At 62.8% G+C, this 22,518-nt stretch carries 20 protein-coding genes and 1 rRNA gene; 11 read left to right on the top strand and 10 right to left on the bottom strand.

Features of this window, described 5'->3' with window-relative positions; translation table 11 throughout:
* The first annotated feature begins 35 nt into the window (after nt 1–35).
* Nucleotides 36–650 carry a L,D-transpeptidase family protein gene (locus DLM86_RS28775; protein ID WP_158289708.1) on the top strand — a complete coding sequence of 205 codons (615 nt, stop codon included), beginning with the start codon at nt 36–38 and terminating at the stop codon, nt 648–650.
* 19 nt (nt 651–669) lie between these two features.
* Here DLM86_RS28775 and DLM86_RS28770 read toward each other — a convergent pair whose 3' ends face one another.
* The 5 genes from DLM86_RS28770 to DLM86_RS28750 all read right to left on the bottom strand — a co-directional run bounded on the left by DLM86_RS28770 (nt 670) and on the right by DLM86_RS28750 (nt 4,292).
* On the bottom strand, nt 670–912 hold the full coding sequence (locus DLM86_RS28770; RefSeq protein WP_110843511.1) for a ChbG/HpnK family deacetylase: 243 nt from the start codon (nt 910–912) through the stop codon (nt 670–672).
* Nucleotides 913–1,082: 170 nt separating this feature from the next.
* Entirely contained in the window at nt 1,083–1,604 is a 522-nt protein-coding gene (def, locus tag DLM86_RS28765) for a peptide deformylase (RefSeq protein ID WP_110843510.1), read from the bottom strand.
* A 28-nt stretch (nt 1,605–1,632) separates the two neighbouring features.
* Nucleotides 1,633–2,253, bottom strand: coding sequence for a hypothetical protein (locus DLM86_RS28760; RefSeq protein ID WP_110843509.1), 621 nt, complete (start codon nt 2,251–2,253; stop codon nt 1,633–1,635).
* Nucleotides 2,254–2,422: 169 nt separating this feature from the next.
* On the bottom strand, nt 2,423–3,643 hold the full coding sequence (locus DLM86_RS28755; protein WP_110843508.1) for an MFS transporter: 1,221 nt from the start codon (nt 3,641–3,643) through the stop codon (nt 2,423–2,425).
* Nucleotides 3,644–3,701: 58 nt separating this feature from the next.
* Nucleotides 3,702–4,292 carry a TetR/AcrR family transcriptional regulator gene (locus DLM86_RS28750; RefSeq protein WP_110843507.1) on the bottom strand — a complete coding sequence of 197 codons (591 nt, stop codon included), beginning with the start codon at nt 4,290–4,292 and terminating at the stop codon, nt 3,702–3,704.
* A 274-nt stretch (nt 4,293–4,566) separates the two neighbouring features.
* On the opposite strand from DLM86_RS28750, the gene DLM86_RS28745 reads away from it, so the two are divergent.
* Nucleotides 4,567–5,430 carry a tetratricopeptide repeat protein gene (locus DLM86_RS28745; RefSeq protein WP_110843506.1) on the top strand — a complete coding sequence of 288 codons (864 nt, stop codon included), beginning with the start codon at nt 4,567–4,569 and terminating at the stop codon, nt 5,428–5,430.
* On the opposite strand, the gene DLM86_RS28740 is transcribed toward DLM86_RS28745, so the two are convergent.
* Genes DLM86_RS28740 through DLM86_RS28730 form a run of 3 tightly spaced genes read right to left on the bottom strand, consistent with a single transcriptional unit; the run spans nt 5,403 to nt 7,422 of the window.
* Nucleotides 5,403–6,146, bottom strand: coding sequence for an ABC transporter permease (locus tag DLM86_RS28740; protein WP_110843505.1), 744 nt, complete (start codon nt 6,144–6,146; stop codon nt 5,403–5,405). The genes DLM86_RS28745 and DLM86_RS28740 overlap by 28 nt on opposite strands.
* Complete coding sequence (locus tag DLM86_RS28735; protein ID WP_110843504.1) at nt 6,143–6,883, bottom strand: ABC transporter ATP-binding protein; 741 nt, start codon at nt 6,881–6,883, stop codon at nt 6,143–6,145. Before DLM86_RS28735 ends, DLM86_RS28740 begins: the two co-directional genes overlap by 4 nt.
* On the bottom strand, nt 6,880–7,422 hold the full coding sequence (locus DLM86_RS28730) for a PadR family transcriptional regulator (RefSeq protein ID WP_110843503.1): 543 nt from the start codon (nt 7,420–7,422) through the stop codon (nt 6,880–6,882). The genes DLM86_RS28735 and DLM86_RS28730 overlap by 4 nt, the downstream gene beginning before the upstream one ends.
* A 419-nt stretch (nt 7,423–7,841) precedes the next feature.
* Between DLM86_RS28730 and helD the strand changes: the two genes are divergently transcribed.
* On the top strand, nt 7,842–10,190 hold the full coding sequence (helD, locus tag DLM86_RS28725; protein ID WP_110843502.1) for an RNA polymerase recycling motor HelD: 2,349 nt from the start codon (nt 7,842–7,844) through the stop codon (nt 10,188–10,190).
* A 123-nt stretch (nt 10,191–10,313) separates the two neighbouring features.
* Nucleotides 10,314–11,162: a histidinol-phosphatase HisJ gene (gene hisJ, locus DLM86_RS28720; RefSeq protein ID WP_110843600.1), complete on the top strand. Its 849-nt coding sequence runs from the start codon at nt 10,314–10,316 to the stop codon at nt 11,160–11,162.
* 125 nt (nt 11,163–11,287) lie between these two features.
* Here the strand turns inward: hisJ and DLM86_RS28715 are convergent, their stop codons facing one another.
* Nucleotides 11,288–13,171, bottom strand: a complete 1,884-nt coding sequence (locus tag DLM86_RS28715) for an ADP-ribosylglycohydrolase family protein (protein ID WP_110843501.1) — start codon at nt 13,169–13,171, stop codon at nt 11,288–11,290.
* Between the two features lie 115 nt (nt 13,172–13,286).
* On the opposite strand from DLM86_RS28715, the gene DLM86_RS28710 reads away from it, so the two are divergent.
* The gene (locus DLM86_RS28710; RefSeq protein ID WP_110843500.1) at nt 13,287–14,210 is read left to right on the top strand and encodes an AraC family transcriptional regulator; all 924 of its coding nucleotides are present in this window, start codon (nt 13,287–13,289) and stop codon (nt 14,208–14,210) included.
* A 17-nt stretch (nt 14,211–14,227) separates the two neighbouring features.
* On the opposite strand, the gene DLM86_RS28705 is transcribed toward DLM86_RS28710, so the two are convergent.
* A complete protein-coding gene (locus tag DLM86_RS28705; protein ID WP_110843499.1) occupies nt 14,228–15,316 on the bottom strand; it encodes an NAD(P)H-dependent flavin oxidoreductase in 1,089 nt (362 codons plus the stop codon).
* Nucleotides 15,317–15,837: 521 nt separating this feature from the next.
* On the opposite strand from DLM86_RS28705, the gene abc-f reads away from it, so the two are divergent.
* From abc-f to DLM86_RS28675, 6 genes are all read left to right on the top strand, one after another.
* Complete coding sequence (abc-f, locus tag DLM86_RS28700) at nt 15,838–17,577, top strand: ribosomal protection-like ABC-F family protein (RefSeq protein WP_158289707.1); 1,740 nt, start codon at nt 15,838–15,840, stop codon at nt 17,575–17,577.
* Nucleotides 17,578–17,703: 126 nt separating this feature from the next.
* The gene (locus tag DLM86_RS28695; protein ID WP_110843497.1) at nt 17,704–18,534 is read left to right on the top strand and encodes an EcsC family protein; all 831 of its coding nucleotides are present in this window, start codon (nt 17,704–17,706) and stop codon (nt 18,532–18,534) included.
* A gap of 149 nt (nt 18,535–18,683) precedes the next feature.
* Nucleotides 18,684–19,214, top strand: a complete 531-nt coding sequence (locus DLM86_RS28690) for a helix-turn-helix transcriptional regulator (RefSeq protein ID WP_110843496.1) — start codon at nt 18,684–18,686, stop codon at nt 19,212–19,214.
* Nucleotides 19,215–19,221: 7 nt separating this feature from the next.
* A complete protein-coding gene (locus DLM86_RS28685) occupies nt 19,222–20,742 on the top strand; it encodes a DHA2 family efflux MFS transporter permease subunit (RefSeq protein ID WP_110843495.1) in 1,521 nt (506 codons plus the stop codon).
* Nucleotides 20,743–21,126: 384 nt separating this feature from the next.
* Nucleotides 21,127–21,978 (top strand): MurR/RpiR family transcriptional regulator, encoded by an 852-nt coding sequence (locus DLM86_RS28680; RefSeq protein WP_110843494.1) that lies wholly within the window; start codon nt 21,127–21,129, stop codon nt 21,976–21,978.
* A gap of 410 nt (nt 21,979–22,388) precedes the next feature.
* Nucleotides 22,389–22,518: ribosomal RNA gene (locus DLM86_RS28675) — 16S ribosomal RNA — on the top strand; the annotation flags it as partial.

The raw sequence follows: 22,518 nt of genomic DNA, 5'->3' as shown, positions 1-22,518 counted from the left end.
CGAGAGACGGAAGGGGAAAGGGAGGAGGAGAGGCGATGGAAATATGTCCGATCGACCGCGCCCGGCAAATGCTCGTCGTCGAGACACCGGACTACGCCTCGGTCCGGGCGACGCTGTCGATGTGGGAAGCCGCCGCCGGAGGCTGGAGGCGGGAGGCGCGAGTGCCCGCCGCCATCGGCCGCGGCGGGCTGACGCTGTTGAAGCGGGAAGGCGACGGCCGGACGCCGGCCGGCCGGTTCCGTATGGGCACCGGCTTCGGCGCGCCGCCCGCCCCCGGAGGGTCGTGGCCGTACCGGGTCGTCGACGCGCACGACTACTGGATCGACGATCCGCAGTCGGACGATTACAACACGTGGGTGCGTTATGCCGGGGACCCGGCCGCCCGCTGGAAGTCGTTCGAGCGGCTGGCGATTCCGCCGTACCGGAAGGCGGCCGTCATCCGGTACAACGACGAGCCGATCGTCAAGGGGCGCGGCAGTGCGATCTTTTTCCACGTCTGGAGCGGCCCGGACGCCGGCTCCGCCGGCTGCGTCACGGCCGCGGAGGAGCACGTCGTCGGCGTCCTTGAATGGATGAGGCCGGAGGCCGAGCCCGTCATGGCGATCGGGACGCGGCAGGAGCTCGTCCGGCTGGCGCCGTTCGCGTTATGAAGGCGCGTCGCACCGCGCGTTAGCGGGACCGCTGCCGGTCTCGAAGCTCCTTCCACGACAGGAGGCGGAAGCCTTCCTCGTCGATCGTTCGGCGCACGTCCGGGTCGAGCATCAGCCGATACTCGTATTCCCGCTTGATGCGGCCCATCACCGTCGCCGACCCGATGGCGCGCCGGACGAACAAACCGGCGATCGCCGCGTTCGCACGGGGCGACAGGCCGAAGTCGTCGGCATGGAGGAGCAGGTACCGCGGGGCTTCCATGGAAATTCCTCCTTTTGCGCAATCGGCAAAAAAACGGCGCGAGCCCCTTCCGGGAGTTCGCGCCGTTTCGGCGTATGGCGTATGAAGGTCCAATCGTCGTTATTGTAACACGCACTTCGGATTTGTAAAGAGGCGAATCGTCTCGTCCGCGGCGGCGCCGGCCGCCCGCTTCATTGTCCGGAGCGCGACAGCTTGATCATCTGCAGCACGTCGATCGGCTTGTCGGACAGCTCGTTGAACAGCTCGCCCGGCTTCACGCGATCGATGTACAGCACGCCGTCGAGATGGTCGATTTCGTGCTGCAGACAGACGGCGACCTCGTCCTCCCCCTCGATGAACGTTTCGTTCCCTTGACGGTCCCACGTCTTCACCTTCACGTATTGCGACCGCTTCACCGTGCCGTATACGCCCGGAATGGACAGGCACGCTTCGTGGCCGGTCCGTTCGCCGGACCGTTCGACGATAACCGGGTTGATCAGCTCGATCAATCCCGTATGGTCGTATTCGAGCACGGCGACTCGTTTGGCGATGCCGACCTGGGGGGCGGCCAAGCCGGCGCGGTTGTCGCCCCCGCGGATCGTCTCCGCCAAGTCGTCCAGCAGCTTGACGACGTTCGGCGTCACGGCCGGGACGGGGCGGCACGTTTCCCGCAGGACGGGGTCTCCGATTTTGCGAATTTGTCGTTCGGCCATCCGATCATTCCTCCATTCCCATGACGATTTAGTCCAACCGGTCGAGGAAGCTTCGCAGCGCCTGCTCGTTGCCGCCGACGAGCGTATACCGGTGCGAGTTGCTGTCGGGGTTCTCGAACAAGCCCTCCTTCACCAGCACCTTGAACGTCACGTACACCGGCAGCCGAGGCGCGCGCTTGTACTCGCTCTTTTCCACGATCGTATCGAGCTTCACGTTCAGCACGTCCGACGTCTTCACGTACCCGTCCGATTTGATCCGGTTCAGGGCGGAGAGGGCGAGCTCCTTGAACAGCCATACCGGAATGACGTTCGAATAAGCGGAACGACCTCCTTCGGTTTGGACGCGGATTTTGTCCCCGAGCTTCTCCCAGCGGGTGCGGGCGGTAACGGGCAAGCTGTCCGCGTCTCCGCCGGACGCCGGTTCGGCGAGATCGTCGAGCCCGTTCAGCCGGTCCCACTCTTCCTTCAGCGCGATAATTTTCGCGGCGAAAACGCGCATTTGCTTGGCGTATTCGGACTTCTCCTGAATCGTTTGCCATTCGCGCCGCTTGGCGAGCTCGGCGATTTCGTCGGCCAATTCTTCCTCGTAGGCGGCCATTCCTTCGGACAGTTCGTCGAGCGACGAGCTGACGGCGGTCGGATCCGGCATAGGGGACGCTCCCTTCATATCGTTTATTTTGTAACGAAATTATATAACGATAACTAATTGTATTCAAGTACAAAATGATATTTCCGTTACAAAAAAACAAGCCTTCCGTCGTGCGAAAGGCTTGGGTAACGTACGGGAGACGGCACGGCCGGCGGCGCGGTCCTCTCCGCTATGCCCGGTCCGCCGCTTCGACGGCGGACGGCCGGTCCTTCAGCCGCAAAGCGCAGAAGGCCGCGACGGCGACGATGCCGGCTGCGAGCGCGAATACGGCAAGCAGCGACGTCGCCTTCAATAGCGGGCCGGCCAACGCGGAGCCGGCGAGCAGCGTGCCCGTCATGATCGGGGCGAGCGTGCCGTTGATCCGGCCCACATAAGCTTCGTCGATCATGCGGATCATCATCGCCGACAAAGCCGTCTGCATGAACGCCATCGCGATGCCGACGAGAAACCGGGAGACAAGCGTCACCGGCACCCAGACGGACCATGCCTCGACGACGATCGAGACGGCGAGGAAGCCGAGCCCGCCGGCGACGAGCCAATGCCCGTTCGGCCGGGTCTTGCCCGCCGTCACGGCCGCAAGCACGCCGCCGCCGAGCAGGCCGACGCCGGAGACGAGATAAAACCACTGCACCTGCTCCTTGTCGAGCGCCAGCCGGTCGGTGACGATGAAAATGTCCAGCGGCTGAATGAGCCCGGTGCCGATGCCAAGCAGCGCAAACAAGAGCAGCAGCGTCTTCAGCCGGGCGTCGCGGAGGACGAACCGGACGCCTTCCCGCATGTCGCTCCACAGACCGCCGCTTCGTTCGGCGTCGGTCTCCCTGGGGACGCGCGGCAGCCAGAAGACGAGCAGCGTGGAGGCGAGGAACAGCGCGGCGACGAGCAGGAGCGACGCCTCGATGCCGAGCCGGGCGTACACGGCCGTTCCGATAACGGGTCCGGCGATCAGGAATATCGCCGCCATGCTTTGGCCGAGCCCGGTCGCCGCCGCGATCTGTTCCTCCTTCAAGTGCCGCTTGATGATGACGAAGGAGGACGGCTGCGAAAATTGGCTGACGATCGCGGACACGGCCGTCGCCAGGAACACCGTCTCCCAGGCGCCGTACCGGACGGCGAGCGCAATCGCCGCGACGGAGGCCGCGCTCAGCAGCCCGCCCGCCATCATCGTCCGCCGCGGCTCCCACCGGTCGGCCAGCGTTCCGCCGATCATCGAGAACAGGAAAATCGGGGCGTATTCCGCCACCGTAATGAGCGATACGGCGACCGGGTCGTCGCCGGTTTTGTCCATGACGAGGAACAGGACGGCGATGTTGCGAATCCAGATGGCGATATTGTCCAACAAGTCGTTGCCGAGCAGCAGCCGAATGACGCGGTTGCCGAACAAATGCTTCATGAGCGGAGGTCCTCCTCTTTTAATCCGACCGATCGGTTTAATTAATGGGCAAAAAAAATTAGCGGTTGGCGATGCCTTCCAATATCGTCCTGACGCCTTGACGGTACAAGGCGAACAAGCCGTCCATATCCGTCTCGTAGTACGAGATGCCCAGACCGCCGAGAAGCCCGGCGAGAATGAGCGACATGTCGCGGACGTTGCTTTGGCGGAATTCGCCCGTTTCCATTCCTTCCCGCAGCACGTCCTCGAATATGGGGTAGTGCATCCGCGTCAGCTCGAGCAGCTTCTCGAGCGTCTCGGGGCCGCTCGCCTGGCTGCCCGAAAATTCCTCGGCCACCTTCGTCAGCGGGCTCTGGAAATCGGCCGCGTAATGATCCGCCAGCGCGTACAGCTTTTCGGTCGCCGTACGGCATGCGGCCGCCTTCGCGCTCCAGCTCTCCATCCATTCCTGCAGCTGGGTTTCGAGGATGTAGAGGAATAACGATTCCTTGTTTTTGAAATGGTAATACAAGCTGCCCTTGCTCGCTTCGGCCGCCTTGCATATGTCGTCCATCGACGCGGCGGCGTACCCGCGCTGGCAAAACAGCTCCTTCGCCTTGGCGGCGATCTGCTTCTTCGTCTGCTCCGCTTCTCCGCGACGGCGATTCATGTGGATGCTCCTTTACATTAAACAAACTGACCGGTCTAATTACACTATACATGCAGCGATCCGGCGGCGCAAGTCGGGGAGGGTCGGCAGTTGTTGGATTGATACATATCGTATCGGATTATTCGTCGGCAAGAGGGAATTGTCTTGAAAATATGCGAAAAATTGCTTACTATTATTTTGATACAAAATGTATCTGCAAAACCGAACAATCGCAGCCATGGGAAACCGAACGAAGCCGAGCGGATCGTCATCCGTCGAAAAAGGGAGGCCCGGTATGGAAAAAAACAAAACCGCCCGTTTTCCGAATCCATTGCACCGCCATCTGGTGAAAATCGACAACGGCGTATACGTCAGCGCCAACGATCCGAACGCCTATGAGAAAATGCTTCGATACGGCGACCGGACTTCGCCGGAAACGCACTATATGCTGGGGAAAAAATATGAGGAGCTGGGCGACAAGCCGAAAGCGCTGCACCATTACCGGGAAGCCGCCCGCACGAGCTCGTCTCCGTACTACGGCCGGGCATACGAAGGGATTCGGAGGCTGACGCGGCCGGCGGTCGTCCAAGCCGTTCCCGCGGTTTCGGTATCCGCAGCCGCCCGGGTCGGGCGAAAGCCGGCAACCGCGGCGGTCCGCGGAGGGAGAGGGGCGTTATGGGTCGGCATCGCCGCGTCGCTGCTGCTGCTTGCGCTGCTCGCGGCCGAAGCGGTCCTATCGTCGGTGAAGCCGGCGGCGACGGTCGGGAAGCGGGTAACGTACGAGGCGAGCGTCCGCCCGTTTTTCGTCTATTTGCCGTACGACGCGAACGATGCGAAGGTCGCCGAGACGATGCGCAGCAAGGCGGCCGAAGCCGCCCGCGACGGGCGGGACGGCGTGCGGCTCTACGGCTTATGGACCGCGGACGCTTCCTTGTACGACAAGGTCGTCCCGCTGGACGCGGTGCCGGATGGGGAGACGAAGAAGCGGGGAGCGTTCGTGCTGGCCGAGTACGATCCTTCGGTCGACAAGGCGGTGCGCATCCGATTTTTCCCGCAGGAAGGCGGGACGGCGAAGGCTCCCGGAGAGGGAGCCTTTACGCGGCCTGCTCTTTCGCCGGCCGGCCGGACGAGCTACGCTTTGCCGCCGAGCGGGGATTGATCCGCGTCCCAGCGAAACGTAACCGCCGCGAGCAGCAGGACGGCGGCGGTGAAGCCCGCGACGATCGCGACCGAGACGGCCGCGTCGGCATAATGTCCCGCCAGCGCGGAACGCATGCCGTCGACGAAGTAGGCGAACGGGAAGCAGCGGCCGACCGCCTCGATCCAGCCCGGCGCTCCGGCGAGACTGTAAAACGCATCGGTGCCGAACACCATGGGGAGATAGAGCAGGTTGGACAGCATATTGATTTGGCCTTCGTTCCGGGCCATGTTGGCGACCAGGAACCCGAGCGCGGTAAAGCACAGCGTGCCGGCGGCCAGTACGACGAGCAGTGTCAGGACGCCCGCCAGCGTCACCGGCAAGCCGAGGACGACGACGGCGGCGAGCAGCACGAGTACGCTCATCGCCAACCCGAGAACGGTCCGGGCGAGCGTCATGCACAGAATGAACGACAGCGTCGGATACGGTGCAAGCCGAAGCAGCTTGTAGACGCCTTTGTTCCGCTGCTGCATCACTTGAAAGGCGACCCCCTGCAGCGCCCAGAACAAGCTGCCGAGCCCGATGACGCCGGTCGTCAATACCGGCTTGTAGGCGGGGGAATCGAAGTAAAGGCCGAGCCCGACGAGCAGCGCCACCGGGAACAGCGTCGAGTAGAACAGGCTGATTTTATCGCGAAGCGATGTCGCGAGCATCGATTGGAATATCGTACCCGTCATGCCGATCGACCTCCTTCGGAGCCGGCGTCCGATTGCGCGAGCATCATATAAACGTCCTCGATATCGTCCGTGCCGAACCGGGCGCACAGCTCCTCCGGCGTGCCTTCCGCGGCGACCCGGCCCGCCTCGATGAACACGATGCGGTGAGCCAATCGGTGCACTTCCTCCATGTCGTGCGACGTGAACACGACGGAGACGCCGGATTCGTTCAGCGTCCGGATCAGCGAATGAATATCCCGGCGCGCCTTCGGGTCCAGCGCGGCGGTCGGCTCGTCGAGAAAGGCGAGCCGGGGCTCGTGGACGAGCGCCACCGCGATCGCGAGCCGCTTCTGCTGGCCGCCCGACAAGCGCGACGCCTCCGTATCGGCGACGTCCTGCAGCCCGCACAGCCGCAGCAGACGTTCCCCCTGCTCGCGCGTAAGCGGCTTGCGGTAAAACGCCGCGAACAGCTTCAAATTGTCGGCGGCGCCGAGACCGGGGAAGAACGGGGTGGATTGCAGCTGTACGCCTACGTGGGTGCGGTAATCGTCCCGCCAATACGCGACCGTTCCCTCGTCGGGCCGCTTCAACCCCAGCGCCAGATCGAGCGTCGTCGATTTGCCGGCCCCGTTCGGGCCGATGACCGCGACGATTTCGCCTTCCAGGATGTCGAGACTGACGCCGCGGACGACCTCGCGTCCGCCGAACCGTTTGCGCAGCCCCGTTACCGACAGCAGCGTGTTCGGTTTTCCTTTCATTTCGATTCCTCCTCGCCATGGATGACTTCTTTCAATTGCTCCAGGAAGTCGAGCTGAAGCTCGAATTGCCGGTACATATTGCCGAACAGCAATCGGATCCGCTCCGGAATCCGCACGGCGGCCTCCTTCGCCTTCTCTCCGGCCTTCGCCGCTTCGTAGTCGTCGCGGATGCGGCGAATTTGCTCGTCGATGGCGGCGATCGCATGCTCGCGGGGAAGCAGCTCGATGAACGACAGCGCCGTATACAGCTCCGTCGGGAAGACGACCGACGATTGGCGGAGCGATTCGCGGAGCAGGATCAGCATCTCGTCCCGGCCGGCCTCGGTAATCGAATAAATCGCTTTGGTGCGATTGCCCGTCTGCTCCACGTTATCGAGGCGGACGAACCCTTCCTGGGCGAGCTTCTTCAACGCGTGGTAAATCGAGCCGGGCAAAATGCCGGCCCACGTGTCGGTCCGGGACTGCTGCAGCAGCTGCTGCATCTCGTAACCGGACATCGGCTTGTGAGACAGCAGGCCGAGCACCATTAGTCTTGTCATGAGGCGTGCCTCCAAAGTTGATTAGTCAATCTTGCATAGTCAACGTTGACTATTCGGTATGCCCTCATTTTAGCCGATTCCGTTTTCGTTGTAAAGCGTTCGTTTTCCGGGTTTGTCCGGGTCCGATTCAAGGTTAGGAACATATCCGCAAGCTCCGGGGCGGCCCGAAATGAAGAAAGGCTCTGGGGCGTCCTTGCGGAAGGGACCGTTATGGGAAAAGCAAGCGCAAAAAAACGGAGGCGCTTCGCGTCTCCGTCGGTTTATAAGTTGATCCGGGCGGCGCTCCGTGCTACAATAAGGAGTGATATTGCCGGAAATATGAACATAATCAGATTATCTCCACAATAATCATATCACAAAGGTCTGATGTTTGTCAAACGATTCCCGGCAAAAATATGGAGACGAGAAGGAGCGGTGCCATGAGCGCGGAACAAAATTGGACGGAAGAGCAGATGAGGGTGGACCGGGTCGTCGCCATCGTCGAACGGCGAATCGAGACGCTCGGCGATCAAGTCGGGGGGCTCCGGGAAGATATCGTCAACATCCGGAAGACGTTCTGGGACGACGTGACCGTGAACATGGAGGACTTGAACGAGGCGATCGAGACGTTCGCGAGCATGAAGCAGCAGGCGGAGGTTTTGTCGGAGCGGGAGCGCAGCCACCGCCACGCGATGAGCCAGCTCAAGGCGCTCGGCCGGCTGAGACGTTCGCCGTACTTCGGACGGATCGACTTCGTGGAGGAGGGCGAGACGAAGCCGGAGCGCGTTTACTTGGGCACGAGCTCTCTGCTGGACGACGACGGCTTGCAGTTTCTCGTCTACGACTGGCGCGCTCCGGTATCGAGCCTGTATTACGACTACGGTCCGGGGGAGGCGGAGTACGAGACGCCGGGCGGGACGATCCGCGGCTCGATGGAGCTCAAGCGCCAGTTCATCATCCGCGACGCCCGCATCCGGAGCTTGTTCGACACGGGCGTCACGATCGGCGACGAGCTGCTGCAGGAAGTGCTCGGCAAGCACTCCGACGCGCAGATGAAAAGCATCGTCGCGACGATTCAGCGCGAGCAGAACCGGATTATCCGCAACGAGAAGGCGCGGCTGCTTATCGTTCAGGGAGCGGCCGGCAGCGGCAAGACGTCGGCGGCGCTGCAGCGAGTCGCTTACTTGCTGTACAGGTACCGGGAGACGCTGAGCGCGGACCAGATCGTGCTGTTCTCGCCGAACCCGATGTTCAACAGCTACGTCTCGACCGTCCTTCCCGAGCTCGGCGAGGAGAATATGCAGCAGACGACGTTCCAGGAATATATCGAGCACCGGCTCGGCAGCCGGTTCCGCGTCGAGGATCCGTTCGAGCAGATGGAGTATTCGCTGTCGCGGATGGAGGAGCCGGGATACGACGCCCGCATCGAAGGGATCCGGTACAAGGCGTCCGCCGACTTCCTGAAGCTGATCGACGAATACGCGGGCTACCTGGGACGCGAGGGGATGCTGTTCCGCGACGTCGTCTTCCGCGACCGGGTGCTGGTGCCGGCGGAAACGCTGCGCGAGCGATTTTACGAGCTGGATGCGGGCATGACGATTCCGAACCGGATGCAGGCGCTGTCGGAATGGCTGCTGAAGGAGCTGCGGCGGCTCGCCAAGCTGGAGAGACGCAAGCCCTGGGTAGAGGAGGAGGCCGAGCTGCTGGACAAAGACGCTTATATCGAAGCGTTCGAGCAGCTGCAGCGGAAGAAGCGGTTCAGCGAGGATACGTTCGACGATTTCGCCCGCGAGCAGGAGCAGCTCGCCTATATGATCGTGCAGGAGCAGTTCAAGCCGCTCAGGCGGCAGGCGAAGCGGCTCGCGTTTGTCGACGCGCCGGGGATGTACCGGCAGCTGTTCGCCGACCCGGGGCTGGCTTCGCGGATATCGCCTGACGCCGAGCTGCCGGCCCGCTGGGCGGACATCTGCGCGCAGACGGCGGAGAAGGTGGAGCAGGGCGAGCTTGCGTGGGAGGATTCGACGCCGTTCCTTTATTTGACCGAGCGGCTGGAAGGGTTCCAGCGCAATTCGTCCGTCCGGCATGTGTTCGTCGACGAGGCGCAGGACTATTCCGCGTTCCAGTTCGCGGTCATCCGCAGGCTGTTCCCGATGGCGAGAATGACCGTTCTCGGCGATTTGAACCAGGCGATCTACGCGCACGCGACGGGGAGCGACGGCTTCGAGGCGCTCCGCGCCTTGTTCAAGCCCGAGGAAGCGGAGACGTTCGTGCTTACCCGCAGCTACCGGTCGACGCGGCAGATCGTCGAGTTTACGCGGGGGCTCGTGCCGGGCGGCGAAGCGATCGAGCTGTTCAACCGCGACGGGGCCAAGCCGACGGTGACGGGCGTTGCGGACAAGACGGAGCTGGCGCGGTCGATCGCGGAGCGGGTGCGGAAGATGCAGGAGGACGGCCACGGCTCGATCGGCATCATCTGCAAGACGGCGGCGGAGAGCCGGGAAGCGTTCGAAGCGCTGAAGGACGCGCTGCCGCTTAAGCTCGTCGGCACGGAGGCGATTTCGTTCGAGAGGGGCGTCGTCGTCATTCCTTCCTATTTGGCCAAAGGCGTCGAATTCGACGGCGTCGTCCTGTACGACGCTTCCCGGGACCGGTACGGCCGCGAGAGCGAGCGGAAGCTGTTCTACACCGCCTGCACGCGGGCGATGCACGAGCTGCACGTCTATCATGTCGGGGAGCGCAGTCCGTTCATCGGCGACGCTTTGCCCGTGACGTACGCTTCCGAAGGCTGAGGGTTTGCCCGCCGGCCTCGTGTCGGGCGTTAGCGGCGTCGGAGGATGGTGCGCCGGCCGGCGAACTGGTACAATGACGGGAGAAGCGGCCGCGGCCGAACGGGGCTCAAGGAGGAGAAACGGTTGACGATCAAATGGGATGGGCATTCGCATACGAAATTTTGCAAGCACGGTCACCCGGACGAGTTGGACCGGTATTTGGACCGGGCGGTCGAGCTCGGCTTCGAGCGGTATTCGGTGACCGAGCATCCGCCGCTGCCCGATCGGTGGATCGACGACGCGCCGCTTATGGCGGAGCTGGCGATGGGCTTCGAGGAGATGCCTGCGTACTTCGCGTACGTGCGCGAGGCGAAGAAACGATACGAGGGACGGCTGGACGTGACCGTCGGCCTCGAGATCGATTATTTGCACGACCGGTTCGCGTTCACGGAACGGATCGTCGACCCTTGGGCGGACGCGCTCGAGGACATCGTCGTCTCGGTCCACTATTTGCCGGGGCGCGGCGGCATGCGCTGCATCGATTACAAGCCCGACGACTTCAAGACGAACTTGCTGGATTACTACGGCTCGATGGAGCAGGTCGTCGACGCCTATTTCGACCATGTCGAGCTGGCGATCGAGACCGCCGCCCGGCTGCCCGGCCGCAAACGGATCGGCCACCTCGGGCTGATCGGCAAGTTCCGCCAGGCGCTGCCGCCGATCGACGAAGGGCAGATGCGGGAGCGGCTTGAGAAGGCGCTGCCGCTGCTCGTGCGGGCGAACGTCGGCGTCGACGTGAACACGGCAGGACTGCGCGTCGCCACGTGCGGCGTCGCCTACGTGCCGGAGTGGCTGATCCGGGCGTGCGTCGATGCCGGCGTCGAGTGCGTCTACGGCTCGGACTCGCACAAGCCGGAGCAGGTCGGCTTCGGCTGGGACTACTTCGAGCGGGCGATGCGACGTGAAGCAAAGCCGGGAAGCCGGAACCCCTGAAGCGGGTAGCACCGGAATAGAACGAAAAGGTCGTCCCCTGCATGGCTTCATGGGGGACGGCCTTTTTGGATTGCGGGGACTTCGGGCGGCGGTTGAAGGAGCCTATTCCCCCATGCCCGGCGAAGTCAGACGAACAGTACATCCGTGTAGTAATAATTCGACCCCGGCGCGGACGCCGACCGCTGCGCGACGGGCAGCACGTAGACGACGGGCGGCTTCCCGTCCGGCGAGACGGCCTCGACGTCGAGACGGTGCCGACCCGCCTCCGCGAGCCACTCGTGCCGCTGGCTGGCCGGCGCCCGATGATACGCCGGCATGAAGCTCGTCTCGTGCGGCGAGTCGACGATCGTCTCGCCGTTCCACGCCGCCTTCACCGGCGAACCGCTGGCCACGATCAGCCTGAGCGGCCTGCCGCTCGGCACCGAAACGGTCGCGGAAGCCCGATATATGCCCGGCCCGTCCGACCGAAGCCGCTCGAATTCGATCCGGTTGCCGGCGCAGTCGATTTGCCGGCGGTCACCGCCGGGACTTTCGACCGTCCACCGGGACGCCGCTACCAAGGCGAACGGCACTTGTTCCGTCCGCCACCGGTGACCGTCATGGTCGCGATGGACAAGAACGGCCAGCACGTGGGAGCTGCGGACCGCATCGTCGGCGCGGACGGTTACGGGCCACGTGACGGATTGTCCGGCCGCGAGCTCGAACGGCTTCGCCCCGGCCGACGTCCGCCAACCCTCGGGCACGGCCAGCTCCATCGAGCCGAGCCACGCTTCCCGCGAACGGTTCGCCAGCGAGACGACGAGCGTCTTCTCGGCGCCGCGTCCGATGGCCGGTCCATCCGGGCCGAAATCGACGGTCAATTCGACCGCGGCATCGCGAACCGGTCCTTGCGGGACGCCGTACCGGACGGCGGTGACGGGAACGTCCCACAGCCGCCGCGGATCGCCGGCGTCGCTCAGCGAACCGGCCGCCGCGGCCGGTTCGCCGTCAGGACCGATCGACACGCCCGTATCCCATACGGCAAGCACTTCTTTCGCCGCCGCCATCGTCCTCTCCGTCAGCTCCCGCAAATCGGCGGGAGCCGGGAAGCCTTTCACCGGCGGGCTGACGACGATGCGGTCGCCGACCGGATCCGCCCACTCGGCGGGCAAGCCGGCCGTTCCCCCGATCATGCCGAGAATGGCGCCGAGCGTCGCGCCCGTGCAGTCCGTGTCATACCCGCAATTGACCGCCTTCAAAATCGCGTCTCCGAAATGTTCGCCGTACAGCCAGCCGAGAATCGTAAAGGCTACGTTTTGCGGGGTGTCGGTGAAGTTGTCGCTGCCGTGAACGGCGAGCACGAGCTCGCGGGCTTCCGTCCAGCTTTTCCCTTGCCCGTGCCATGCTCGCAAATCCCGGACGGCCTTCGCCGTGCGGCACGTCTCCGGGATGACGGCAAGCCCGATGTCGAGCAGCCGGTCCCGGTCGCTCTCCGTGAAAGCGGCGCTCTGGATGGCGGCGAACAGCATTTCGCCGTATACGCCTTCGCCGCCCGCATGGTCGACGATCGCATCCTGATACGCGAACTGCGCCGCGATACCGGGCGAGGCCGGGGCGACCATCGCCCATATTTCCGAACGGATCGGGGACCCCATGCCGTCCGCGAACGGATTGTTGAACGCACCCGACACGGGCGGGACGAGTCCGCGGCGCAAGTTGGTGAGCGCGTATCCGTATTCGTCGTACGGGAAAAAAACGTGCTCCAGCCACTCCTGGGCGAGCTCCTTCGCGGTAAGCCGGGCGCCGTGCTGCTCCAAGGCGTGAAGCCAGACGAGCTGCAGGTCGAGATCGTCGTTTTCGAGAGGGCCGTCGGGGAGGCTGGAGTAAAACGTCAAATCGAGCGGCTCCATCCGCCCTTCGTGCGGCGCGCCAAGCGTTCCGCCGATATTTTTGCCGAGCCAGCCGGCGTATACTTTGTCGCGATAGTCCAGCTCCCGGAGCGCGATGCGGGGGCGGCCGGTCTTTTGCATCCGTGCACTCTCCTCTATAATAAAGTCATGGAAACGGTTCCTTCCCCATTATAGGGAGGGGCCGCGATGCATGAACATGGCCGACATTGCGATGTAACGGCGAAAAAAAGGAGCGATGGCCATCCATTACGCCATGTCCCGATCCGCATTTCTCGATGTAAAGTGGGCCGCTCTTCATACGGTCCGCGAATCGTTTTCGCTGGAGCAGCATTACAACCCGTATTTCGAATTGATCGCCGTGACGGAGGGGCCGGTCCATTTGCAGGCCGAGGAGGAAAAGGTCGTGCTGCACGCCGGGGATACGTTTCTGCTTCGCCCCTGGGAGCGGCATAAAGGCTGGAACCCGGCCGCGCAGGGCGGCGAGTTTTATTGGGTGCAGTTCGCCGCCACGCCGGAGCCGCGGCCGTTCGATTTCGCGAAGGACCGGCTCCCCGTCGGCCTCGAGGCGCCGCACGGGCCGTCCGATCTGCGAACCGTCCCCGCGTACCGGGACGAAACGATGATCGTCCCGCGCCGGTTCCGGTCGTCCGGCCGGTTCCACCTGCTCGGCCTGTTCGAGCAGCTCGTCCGCGAGATGGACGAGGCGAAAGGCTATTACCGGTACCGTTCGTCGCTGCTGCTCGGCACGATGCTGGAGCGGCTTGCGAGCGACCTGCTCGGGCACGTCCGCCAGGAGACGACGCTGCCGGCTTCCTATGTGACCTACCGCAGCCTGGTCAGCCTGCTCGACAATCAGTACCCATCCTCGTTGACGCGGGAGACGCTCGAGGCGCAGCTCGACCGGAAGTACGAATATTTGTGCGGCGTGTTCAAAAAATATGCCGGCATGACGATCGGCGCGTACGTTCGGCATTTGCGCGTCCAGCGGGCCCAATATTTGCTGCAGGCGACGGAGGACAGCGTCCAGTCGATCGCCGCCGAGGTCGGCATCGCGGACCCGTTCACGTTCAGCAAGCTGTTCAAAAAGCTGGTCGGCCGATCGCCCGCCGACTACCGGAACGAAATACGAAACAAGCCGCGCTGCCCCGATGAAGGGTAACGCGGCTTGTTCCGCTTTCAGCCTCGCGTCAGCAAGGCGCGGGCTTGCTCCGCGATGTCGCGGACGATGTCGGCCGCCGGCGTGCCGCGGGTGAGCATCCCCCGGGCTTGGCCGGACCAGAGCGCCATATAGCCGGCGTCGCCCCGCTTCGCCGCCGCCTGCCGGAGCGGGCCGGTCGCCGTGTTCTGGCTCGGGAACGGCAGCGGCTCGATGCCGAGCCGTTCCGCCTCCTCCACGAACCGGTTGCGCAGCCCGCGCGCCGGCCGGCCGGAAAACCAGCGGGTGACGACTGTGTCGTCGTCCCGGCCGGCGAGCAGCGCCTCCTGGTAGGCGGCGTGGGCGCCCGACTCGGCCGCGGTCAGAAACCGCGTCCCGAGCTGCGCGCCCTGCGCCCCCAGCATCAGCGCTGCGGCGAGGCCGCGGCCGTCCATGACGCCGCCGGCGGCGACGACGGGCACGCTCGCTTGATCCGCGATCAGCGGGACGAGCGAGAACGTGCCCGTGAGGGCCCCGTACGGGTGCCGTTCGACGTCGAACGTGCCCCGGTGGCCCCCCGCGTCGCCGCCTTGCGCGACGAGGACGTCGCAGCCCGCCGCCTCGGCGAGCCGCGCCTCCTCCGGCGCCGTCACCATCGTCGTGACGAGCCGGCCGGCGTCGCGGGCCGCCCGGCCGAGCGGCTCCGGGAGCGGGCCGAACGCCGTGCCGATGACGGGGACGTCCTCCTCCAGCAGCACGGCGAACTGCCGCTCCAGCCGGTCGGGCGTCGGCAGCGGCTCCGAGCCGGCGCGCGGGGCGACGCCGAGCGGGGCGCCGAGACGGTCGAGGTGCGGCTGCACCTCGGCGTAGCGCGAATAGTCGTCGCGCATCGGCACGACGAACACGTTGACGCCGAACGGCTTCGCCGTCAGGCGGCGGACGGCGCGGACCGCTTCGCGGATCGCCTCCGGCTCCATATAGGCCGCGCCGAGCGTGCCGAGGCCGCCCGCCTCGGAGACGGCGGCGACGAGCTCGGGCGTCGTCGGGCCGCCGGCCATGCCGGCCTGGATGATCGGCAGTTCGATGCCGAGCAGCCGGCACAGCGGGGTTTGCAGCGGGTCTCGGGCCATGGATAGCCCTCCTTTACGGTATCGGATTCCTTACGAACCGGTCGGCCCGGTTTGTCGGATTCGGCCGGTTCGACGGGTTGCTTTATTCGCACATTCCCATTATACTGGGAATCAGCCGCAACGGAAAACCGCGGCAAATCGAGCGAAAGGGCAAGGTACCCGGTGCCATGGACAACACATCCGAATCGGAAGGTCGCCGCATTTGATCATGTACCACATGATGAATCAAATTCGATTGAACCCGGAGATTGGGATACGTCTGTCCATACGACCGTCTATACGCCTTGCCAAGCCGACCGTCCGCGACCGCTTTTTTCCGGTTCGCGCCGGTGCGATTCGATTTGCGCGACGAAGGCCGAAGCGCTTCGCCCCACGGGCGAGCCGTGCCGTGCCCTTGGTTTCCGACGCTTTCGATCGGCTTGCTTGCGGCGTTTGATTCGGATTCGTTCGCTGTTTTTGGCGTCGATCCGAGTGAACAGATGCGTGGACCAACTCCTCTCCGGGAACGGGGAGGTTTTTTTATGTTGCGATTGGAAGCGAATCAGATTGAGCGCCGTCTCGGCGACCGGGTGCTGTTCCGGATCGAAGGGGCGCTTCGCCTATACGAAGGGGAGCGCGTCGGACTCGTCGGGGTGAACGGCGCGGGCAAATCGACGCTGCTCGCCGTGCTGGCCGGCCTCGAGGAGCCGGACGCCGGGACGGTGGCGCGACACGGCGCGATCGCCGTCGTCGAGCAGATCGACCCCGAGCATGCGGAGGCGCCGCCTCCGGAACGATACGGGACGATGAGCGGGGGAGAGCGGACGCGGTGGAAATGGGAGCAGGCGATGCGCAAGCGGGCCCCTCTATTGTTCGCCGACGAGCCGACGAGCCATCTCGACGCCGAAGCGACGGCCGGAGTCGAGGAGGAGCTGCGGACGTACGAGGGCACCGTCGTGCTCATCTCGCACGACCGCGCGCTGCTGGACGCGGTATGCACCCGCATCCTCGAGCTGGAGGACGGCGAGCTGCGCGATTACAAGGGCAATTTCTCCGACTACATGGATCAGAAAGAAAAGCGGCTCGCCAGGCGGCAGTTCGAGTACGAGCAATACGCCAAGGAGCGGAAGCGGCTCGAGCGGGCCGCCGCCGACAAGGCGGAGCAGGCGCGGGGGATGAAGAAAAAGCCGACGAACAAGGCGGACAGCGAATACCGGCTAGGCAAAGACCGGTTCGGCACGCGCAAGGCGAAGGTGGAGAAGGCGTCCAAGGCGATCGAGAAACGACTCGAGCAGCTGGAGGTGAAAGAGAAGCCGCGCCATCGGGAGCTGCCCGTATTCGACATCCGCTGTCATGCGCCGCTTCACGCCAAGGAAGCGATCCGGCTCGAGCGGATCCGCTGCTCGTTCGGCGACCGGACGCTGTTCCGCCCGTTCTCGTGTGCCATTGCGACCGGTATGCGGGTCGGCATCGTCGGGGCGAACGGCTCGGGCAAGACGACGCTGATGAGCATGATACTGCGCGGGGCGGAGGGAGTCCGTCTCGCCGCCGGCTGCAAAATCGGTTACTTCGACCAGCGGCTGGCCATCCTGAAAGAGGACGTCTCCGTGCTGGAGCAGGTGGCCGAGTCGAGCGAATACCCGGAGTCGACCGTTCGAACCGTGCTCGCGCGGCTGCTGATGAAGCGGGACGACGTCTTCAAGCCGGCCGGCGTGCTGAGCGGCGGAGAGCGGGTGAAGGCGGCGCTCGCCAAGCTGTTCATGGCGGACGGCAACGTGCTGCTGCTCGACGAGCCGACCAACTACTTGGACATTTTCGCCCGCGAGAAGCTGGCGCAGGTACTGCGGGAATACCCGGGTACGATTTTGTTTTGCTCGCACGACCGGCACGTTCTGGACGAAGTGGCGACACATCTGCTCGTGATCGAGGACGGCGTCTGGACGTTCGAGCACGGCGGGTACTCGGAGTATATCGAGCGCAAGAAGAGGAAGGCCGCGCTCGCCGCGGAGGAGGGAGGACCGGCGGAGACGGAGAAGTCGAAGCCGGCTTCGGCCTTTGCCGGTGAAGGCACGGGGGCGAAAGCGGCGGATAGCGCCGATGCCCGGGCAGACGAAAGACCATCGACGCCCGCGGAGCGCGAGGAGGAGAAGCTGCGGCTCGAGCTGGAGCTGACCGAAGTGCTCGGCCGGTTGTCCGTACCTGCCAAGCCCGACATGCAGGCGGCGCTGGAGGCTCGGTACAAGGAGCTGCTCGCGCGTCTGAAACGGCTTCGGGACCGCTAAGCCGCTCATGAGACGGGCGCCCTTCGCGGCTGGGGGCGGACCGTTCGTCTCGGTGCCCTGCCGTTTGCACCCGAAAGCCGGCTGATCCGTATACCTTCATAGGGCAACGGCAAGGAGTGAGGCGAATTGGTAATAGATGAAACGATAGAGCATTTGAAGCAGGAGCTGGCGGTCGTCGAACGGTGGGAGAAGGAGCAGAAAGACTTGTGGTTCTGGGAAAAGCTCGGCCGTCTGCCGTTCATGCTGCTCGACAAGCTGACGCCGAAGGCGATCCAGGAAAAGATCGGGCAGGCGCTGGACGAACTCGGCGGCTACGTGCAGACGGGCGGACGGTATCTCGTCTCCGAGAAATCGGTGCTGTCCGTCGTGGACGCGGCCGCGCGCGAGGCCGGTTACGAGGTGGCGCCGCCGTCCACCGTCGCCGATGCGGGCCGGCTGCCGCTGGCCGCCATGGACCGCGCCGCCGACAAGCTGGCGGGAAGCCGCAAGACGATCGCCGCCGTGCAAGGGGCGACGACCGGCTTCGGGGGCATTTTCACGCTCGCCGTCGACATTCCGGCGCTGCTCGGCTTATCGCTCAAGGTGCTGCAGGAAATGGCGATCTGCTACGGCTTTGACCCGAACGACCCGAAAGAACGGGTGTTCATCGTCAAATGCCTCCAGTTCAGCTCGTCCGACATCGTCGGCAAGCGGGCGGTGCTCGAGGAGCTATCCGCCTTCGACGACGGAACCGGCGGAGGCCGCATCGCATCCCAGCTTCAAGGCTGGCGCGAAGTGGTGGCGACGTACCGGGACAATTTCGGCTGGAAAAAGCTGTTCCAGCTCGTGCCGGTCGCCGGACTGCTCTTCGGCGCCCTGCTGAACAAAAGCACGGTGAACGACGTCGCGGAAACGGGCAAAATGCTGTACCGGAAGCGGCGCATAATGCGTCGGCTGAATGAAGCGGATGTCACGTAGGCGACGCGAACGATGGAGAACGATTCCAAGGCGAAGGCCCTTCCGGGGCCGAGTCTTGGAATTTTTTATATTCATATATTGAATCGATATATATCGATATGTTATATTTTGAAGCGAGATAAAAAATAGACGGAGCAAGGAGGTTCATCGTGACCAGTCAGGACGTCATACTCGGGATGCTGATGCTGCGAAGCTGTTCCGGCTACGACCTCAAGATGAGGTTCGAGGCGGTATTCTCTTACTTTTTCGACGCCAGCTACGGAACGATTTATCCGACGCTCGCCAAGCTGGAGAAGGACGGTCTCATTACGAAGGAAAGCGTCGCGCAGGAAGGCAAGCCGAACAAAAACGTGTATTCGATCACCGAGCGGGGGCGCGCCGCCTTCGAATCGTACTTGAACAGCGACATTCAGAACGATGCGATCAAATCGGATTATTTGGTGCGGCTGTTTTTCGGCGAAATGGTCGACCCGGCCGTCCTGATCGGCTGGCTCGAGAAGGGCATCGAAAAGACGGAACGGCAAGCCGCCAAGCTGCAGGCCGATTACGAACGGTGGGAGGCGGGCATGTCGCCTTCTCAGCGGATCTGTATCGAGATCGGCATCTCGAATTACACTTCCCGCCTCGAGGTATTACGCCGGGGGCTTGCCCGTCTGAAAGAAGCATTGGAGAAGGAGTGACGAAACGATGCAAAATCGGTCCAAAACGGGCTTGATCGTCTTGGCGATGGCGCTCGGCTTATTGATGGCGTCGCTGGACAATACGATCACGTCCGCGGCGATCAGCCCGATTTTGAAAGACATCGGGGGCTTCGACCGGATGGCGTGGGTATTTACCGCGTACATGCTCGCTTCGACGAGCACGATGCTCGTCTTCGGGAAGCTGTCCGATATGTTCGGGCGGAAGCGGTTTTATTTGATCGGCATTACGATCTTCCTGATCGGCTCGGCTTTGTGCGGCTTGGCGGACAGCATGGAGCAGCTGATCGCGTTCCGGGCGATTCAGGGCATCGGATCGGGCGCTTTGTTCCCGATCAGCTTTACGATTATTTTTACCATTTTCTCCGATCCGAAGCAGGCGGCGAAGCTTTCGGGCGTGTTTGCCGGCATTTTCGGTCTTTCCTCGGTCGCGGGTCCGCAGCTCGGCACGTGGATTTCCGATCATTTGGGCTGGCGATGGTGCTTTTACGTGAACGTGCCGCTCGGGCTGCTGTCGTTCCTCGTGCTGCTGTTCGCCTTGAAGGAATCACGGTCGGAGCGTAAGCCGAAAATCGATTATTTCGGCACGATTCTGCTCGTCGTCTGCACCGTTTCGTTCATGCTCGCGCTCGAATGGGGTGGAAAAGACTACGCATGGACGTCGCTTCCGATCGTCGGCTTGTTCGCCACGGCGGTCGTCGCGGGCGTCCTGTTCGTCCTGGCCGAGCGGAAGGCGGAGGAGCCCGTTCTGCCGCTGCATCTGTTCCGGAACCGGATGGTGCTCGGCACGAGCTTGACGGTGTTTTGCCAGGGCGCAATCATGTTTTCCGCGATCGCCTACTTGCCGATCCTCTCGGTGGCGGTACTCGGACGCGCCGACTCGAACGGTTTGCTTACACCGATGATGTTCTCGCTTATGGTCGGAGCTATCGTGTTCGGCATGCTGCAGGCGAAATTCGCGTTTCGCACGTTAATGGCTTTCGCGATGACGGCGGGAATCGTCATTTCCTATTTGCTCAGTCGGGTAGGGCCCGACGCCTCGGTTGCGTATATGACGGTGCTGATGGCGGTGCTCGGCTTCGGCGCGATCGGGCCGCTCATGAGCGTTTCCCAGAACGCCATGGCGATGAGCGTCGACAAGCGTTACATCGGCGTCAGCTCGTCGATCGTCGGCTTCTGGCGGAATATCGGGGGCGTTCTAGGCGCTTCGCTGATGGCGACTTCCGTGAACAACGGGCTGAGGAGCATGATCGAGGCCGGCGCCGAGAGCCGCCATATCCCGGCCGACCAGATCGATACGCTGGCCAATCCGGAGCTGCTGATGCGCGCCGGCGCGAACGTACCGCAAGACATTTTGCAGTTTGTGCGGGATTCTCTCGGCGCGGCGATCAATCACGGCTTTTGGATCGCAATCGGGTTTGCCGTACTGGGTCTGCTTGCGGCGGTTTACGCGGGACCCGGCCGTTATGTGCGTCCTCAGGAGAAACCGGCGGCGGAGATCGCGGTTTAAATCGGCGTCTGAGTAACCCCCGCACGCCTGCGACTTGCTCGCGGGCGCAGCGGGGGTCTTTTTTTCGCGGCACGTTTTTAATATCCGATTTCATGGAGGCATTTATTTTCTTCGCAAACTGTCTATCCTTATATAAAGAAGGGGCGGCGGCTACCGGCGAATCCTTATTTCGGTCCTTCCGTGTGCCAAGCCGAACAAGCGAATTCCGGATATCCCCATTTCGCGCTCCGGAAATGCTATTTACACCGACTGTTCGGATCGGTTAAGCTTTTGTTAATACAGGGAAAAGCCTTTCTCTACCTAGGCGGACCACACCATAGCGGCTTTTTTCTTCTTCAACCTGTCAGTGCTCTCGTCAGAGACGCTGGGAAACGAGTGATCGAGATGATGAACGGCGGGCTTGTGGCATTGAAAGCGATATTGGATCAATTGAAGCCGTCCGAACGGAAAGTCGCGGATTATATATTGGAGCATCCGAAAGACGTCGTGAAGCTTTCGGTACAAAAGCTGGCGGAGTACAGCGGGGTATCCGAAGCGACGATCATCCGTCTGTCCAAGACGATGAACATGAAGGGGTTTCAGGAGCTGAAGCTTCGCATCGCGGGAGACTTGAGCTCGAACATGCCGACGGGCGAATACGAGGAAATCAAGATGGGCGCCTCCGTCGAGACGATCATTCAGGCGATAAGCAACAATAATAAGCAGTCGATTCAGGATACGATATCGGTTCTCTCCCCCGAGGAAGTGGAGCGGGCGGCCGAAGCGCTGGCGAAGGCCCGCAAAATCGACGTCTACGGCATGGGCGCCTCCGCCGTCATCGCCCAAGACATTTATCAGAAGCTGAGCCGGATCAATTGGTGGTGCCAGGCGTATTCCGATTTCCACGCGCAGCTGACGTCCGCGGTAACGTTGACGGGGAGGGACGTCGCCTTCGGCATTTCGTACTCGGGGCAAACCGACGAGATCATTCAATCGTTGACCGAGGCGAAAAAGCAAGGGGCGACGATCATTACGCTGACGAAGTTCGGCACGTCCCCGGTAGCCGATCTGGGCGATATCCGGCTGTTTACGAGCTCGGTCGAGCAAAGCATCCGCAGCGGAGCGATGGCGTCCCGGATCGCGCAGCTGAACGTCGTCGATATTTTGTTCATCACGATCGCGAGCCGGCTGCAGGACAAGGTCATCCCGATGCTCGACAAGACGAGGCTGGCCGTCAGCCGGACGAAGCGGACTTAGGACGGCGGAGGTTCGATCCGTACGAAGGCTGCCTGCGGGCGGCTTTTTCTTTTTTCCAGCGATCGGTATTTGAAACCGGACCACGGATGTGATATAGTGTATTTCGTTGTCTTCGCCGAACGGATCGAATCGAAGATTCTGCGCTTGTCGGTATTACGATACCCTCGAATGGAAAAAAGATTCGGTTGCGCTTCGGGCGGCAACGTGGTAATATAATGTTCCTGCCGGTTCGGTTTGAAGGAACGGAGCCGATGGGAAAACAAAACAGTTGAAATGCAATAGCGAACTATGATATAGTAGATTTCGCTGTCGCAAGACGACGGTTGCTCTTTGAAAACTGCAAACGAGTGAGTAAGCAAACACGCAAGTGTAACATTTTGAGCAATCAGCTCATCCAATAAGCAGTAACCTTTTTGGAGAGTTTGATCCTGGCTCAGGACGAACGCTGGCGGCGTGCCTAATACATGCAAGTCGAGCGGGTCTCTTCGGAGGCTAGCGGCGGACGGGTGAGTAACACGTAGGCAACCTGCCCGTAAGACC

Origin of the sequence: Paenibacillus flagellatus, assembly GCF_003217775.1 — a bacterium.
GTDB lineage: Bacteria > Bacillota > Bacilli > Paenibacillales > NBRC-103111 > Paenibacillus_AB > Paenibacillus_AB flagellatus.
The sequence above is the reverse complement of the archived record's forward strand: the minus strand, read 5'-3'. Positions and strand labels throughout refer to the sequence as shown.

Coding starts and splice junctions, on each gene's coding strand:
- DLM86_RS28775 (WP_158289708.1), top strand. CDS start 36: ATGGAAATATGTCCGATCGACCGCGCCCGGCAAATGCTCGTCGTCGAG.
- DLM86_RS28770 (WP_110843511.1), bottom strand. CDS start 912: ATGGAAGCCCCGCGGTACCTGCTCCTCCATGCCGACGACTTCGGCCTG.
- def (WP_110843510.1), bottom strand. CDS start 1,604: ATGGCCGAACGACAAATTCGCAAAATCGGAGACCCCGTCCTGCGGGAA.
- DLM86_RS28760 (WP_110843509.1), bottom strand. CDS start 2,253: ATGCCGGATCCGACCGCCGTCAGCTCGTCGCTCGACGAACTGTCCGAA.
- DLM86_RS28755 (WP_110843508.1), bottom strand. CDS start 3,643: ATGAAGCATTTGTTCGGCAACCGCGTCATTCGGCTGCTGCTCGGCAAC.
- DLM86_RS28750 (WP_110843507.1), bottom strand. CDS start 4,292: ATGAATCGCCGTCGCGGAGAAGCGGAGCAGACGAAGAAGCAGATCGCC.
- DLM86_RS28745 (WP_110843506.1), top strand. CDS start 4,567: ATGGAAAAAAACAAAACCGCCCGTTTTCCGAATCCATTGCACCGCCAT.
- DLM86_RS28740 (WP_110843505.1), bottom strand. CDS start 6,146: ATGACGGGTACGATATTCCAATCGATGCTCGCGACATCGCTTCGCGAT.
- DLM86_RS28735 (WP_110843504.1), bottom strand. CDS start 6,883: ATGAAAGGAAAACCGAACACGCTGCTGTCGGTAACGGGGCTGCGCAAA.
- DLM86_RS28730 (WP_110843503.1), bottom strand. CDS start 7,422: ATGACAAGACTAATGGTGCTCGGCCTGCTGTCTCACAAGCCGATGTCC.
- helD (WP_110843502.1), top strand. CDS start 7,842: ATGAGCGCGGAACAAAATTGGACGGAAGAGCAGATGAGGGTGGACCGG.
- DLM86_RS28715 (WP_110843501.1), bottom strand. CDS start 13,171: ATGCAAAAGACCGGCCGCCCCCGCATCGCGCTCCGGGAGCTGGACTAT.
- DLM86_RS28710 (WP_110843500.1), top strand. CDS start 13,287: ATGGCCATCCATTACGCCATGTCCCGATCCGCATTTCTCGATGTAAAG.
- DLM86_RS28705 (WP_110843499.1), bottom strand. CDS start 15,316: ATGGCCCGAGACCCGCTGCAAACCCCGCTGTGCCGGCTGCTCGGCATC.
- abc-f (WP_158289707.1), top strand. CDS start 15,838: ATGTTGCGATTGGAAGCGAATCAGATTGAGCGCCGTCTCGGCGACCGG.
- DLM86_RS28685 (WP_110843495.1), top strand. CDS start 19,222: ATGCAAAATCGGTCCAAAACGGGCTTGATCGTCTTGGCGATGGCGCTC.
- DLM86_RS28680 (WP_110843494.1), top strand. CDS start 21,127: ATGATGAACGGCGGGCTTGTGGCATTGAAAGCGATATTGGATCAATTG.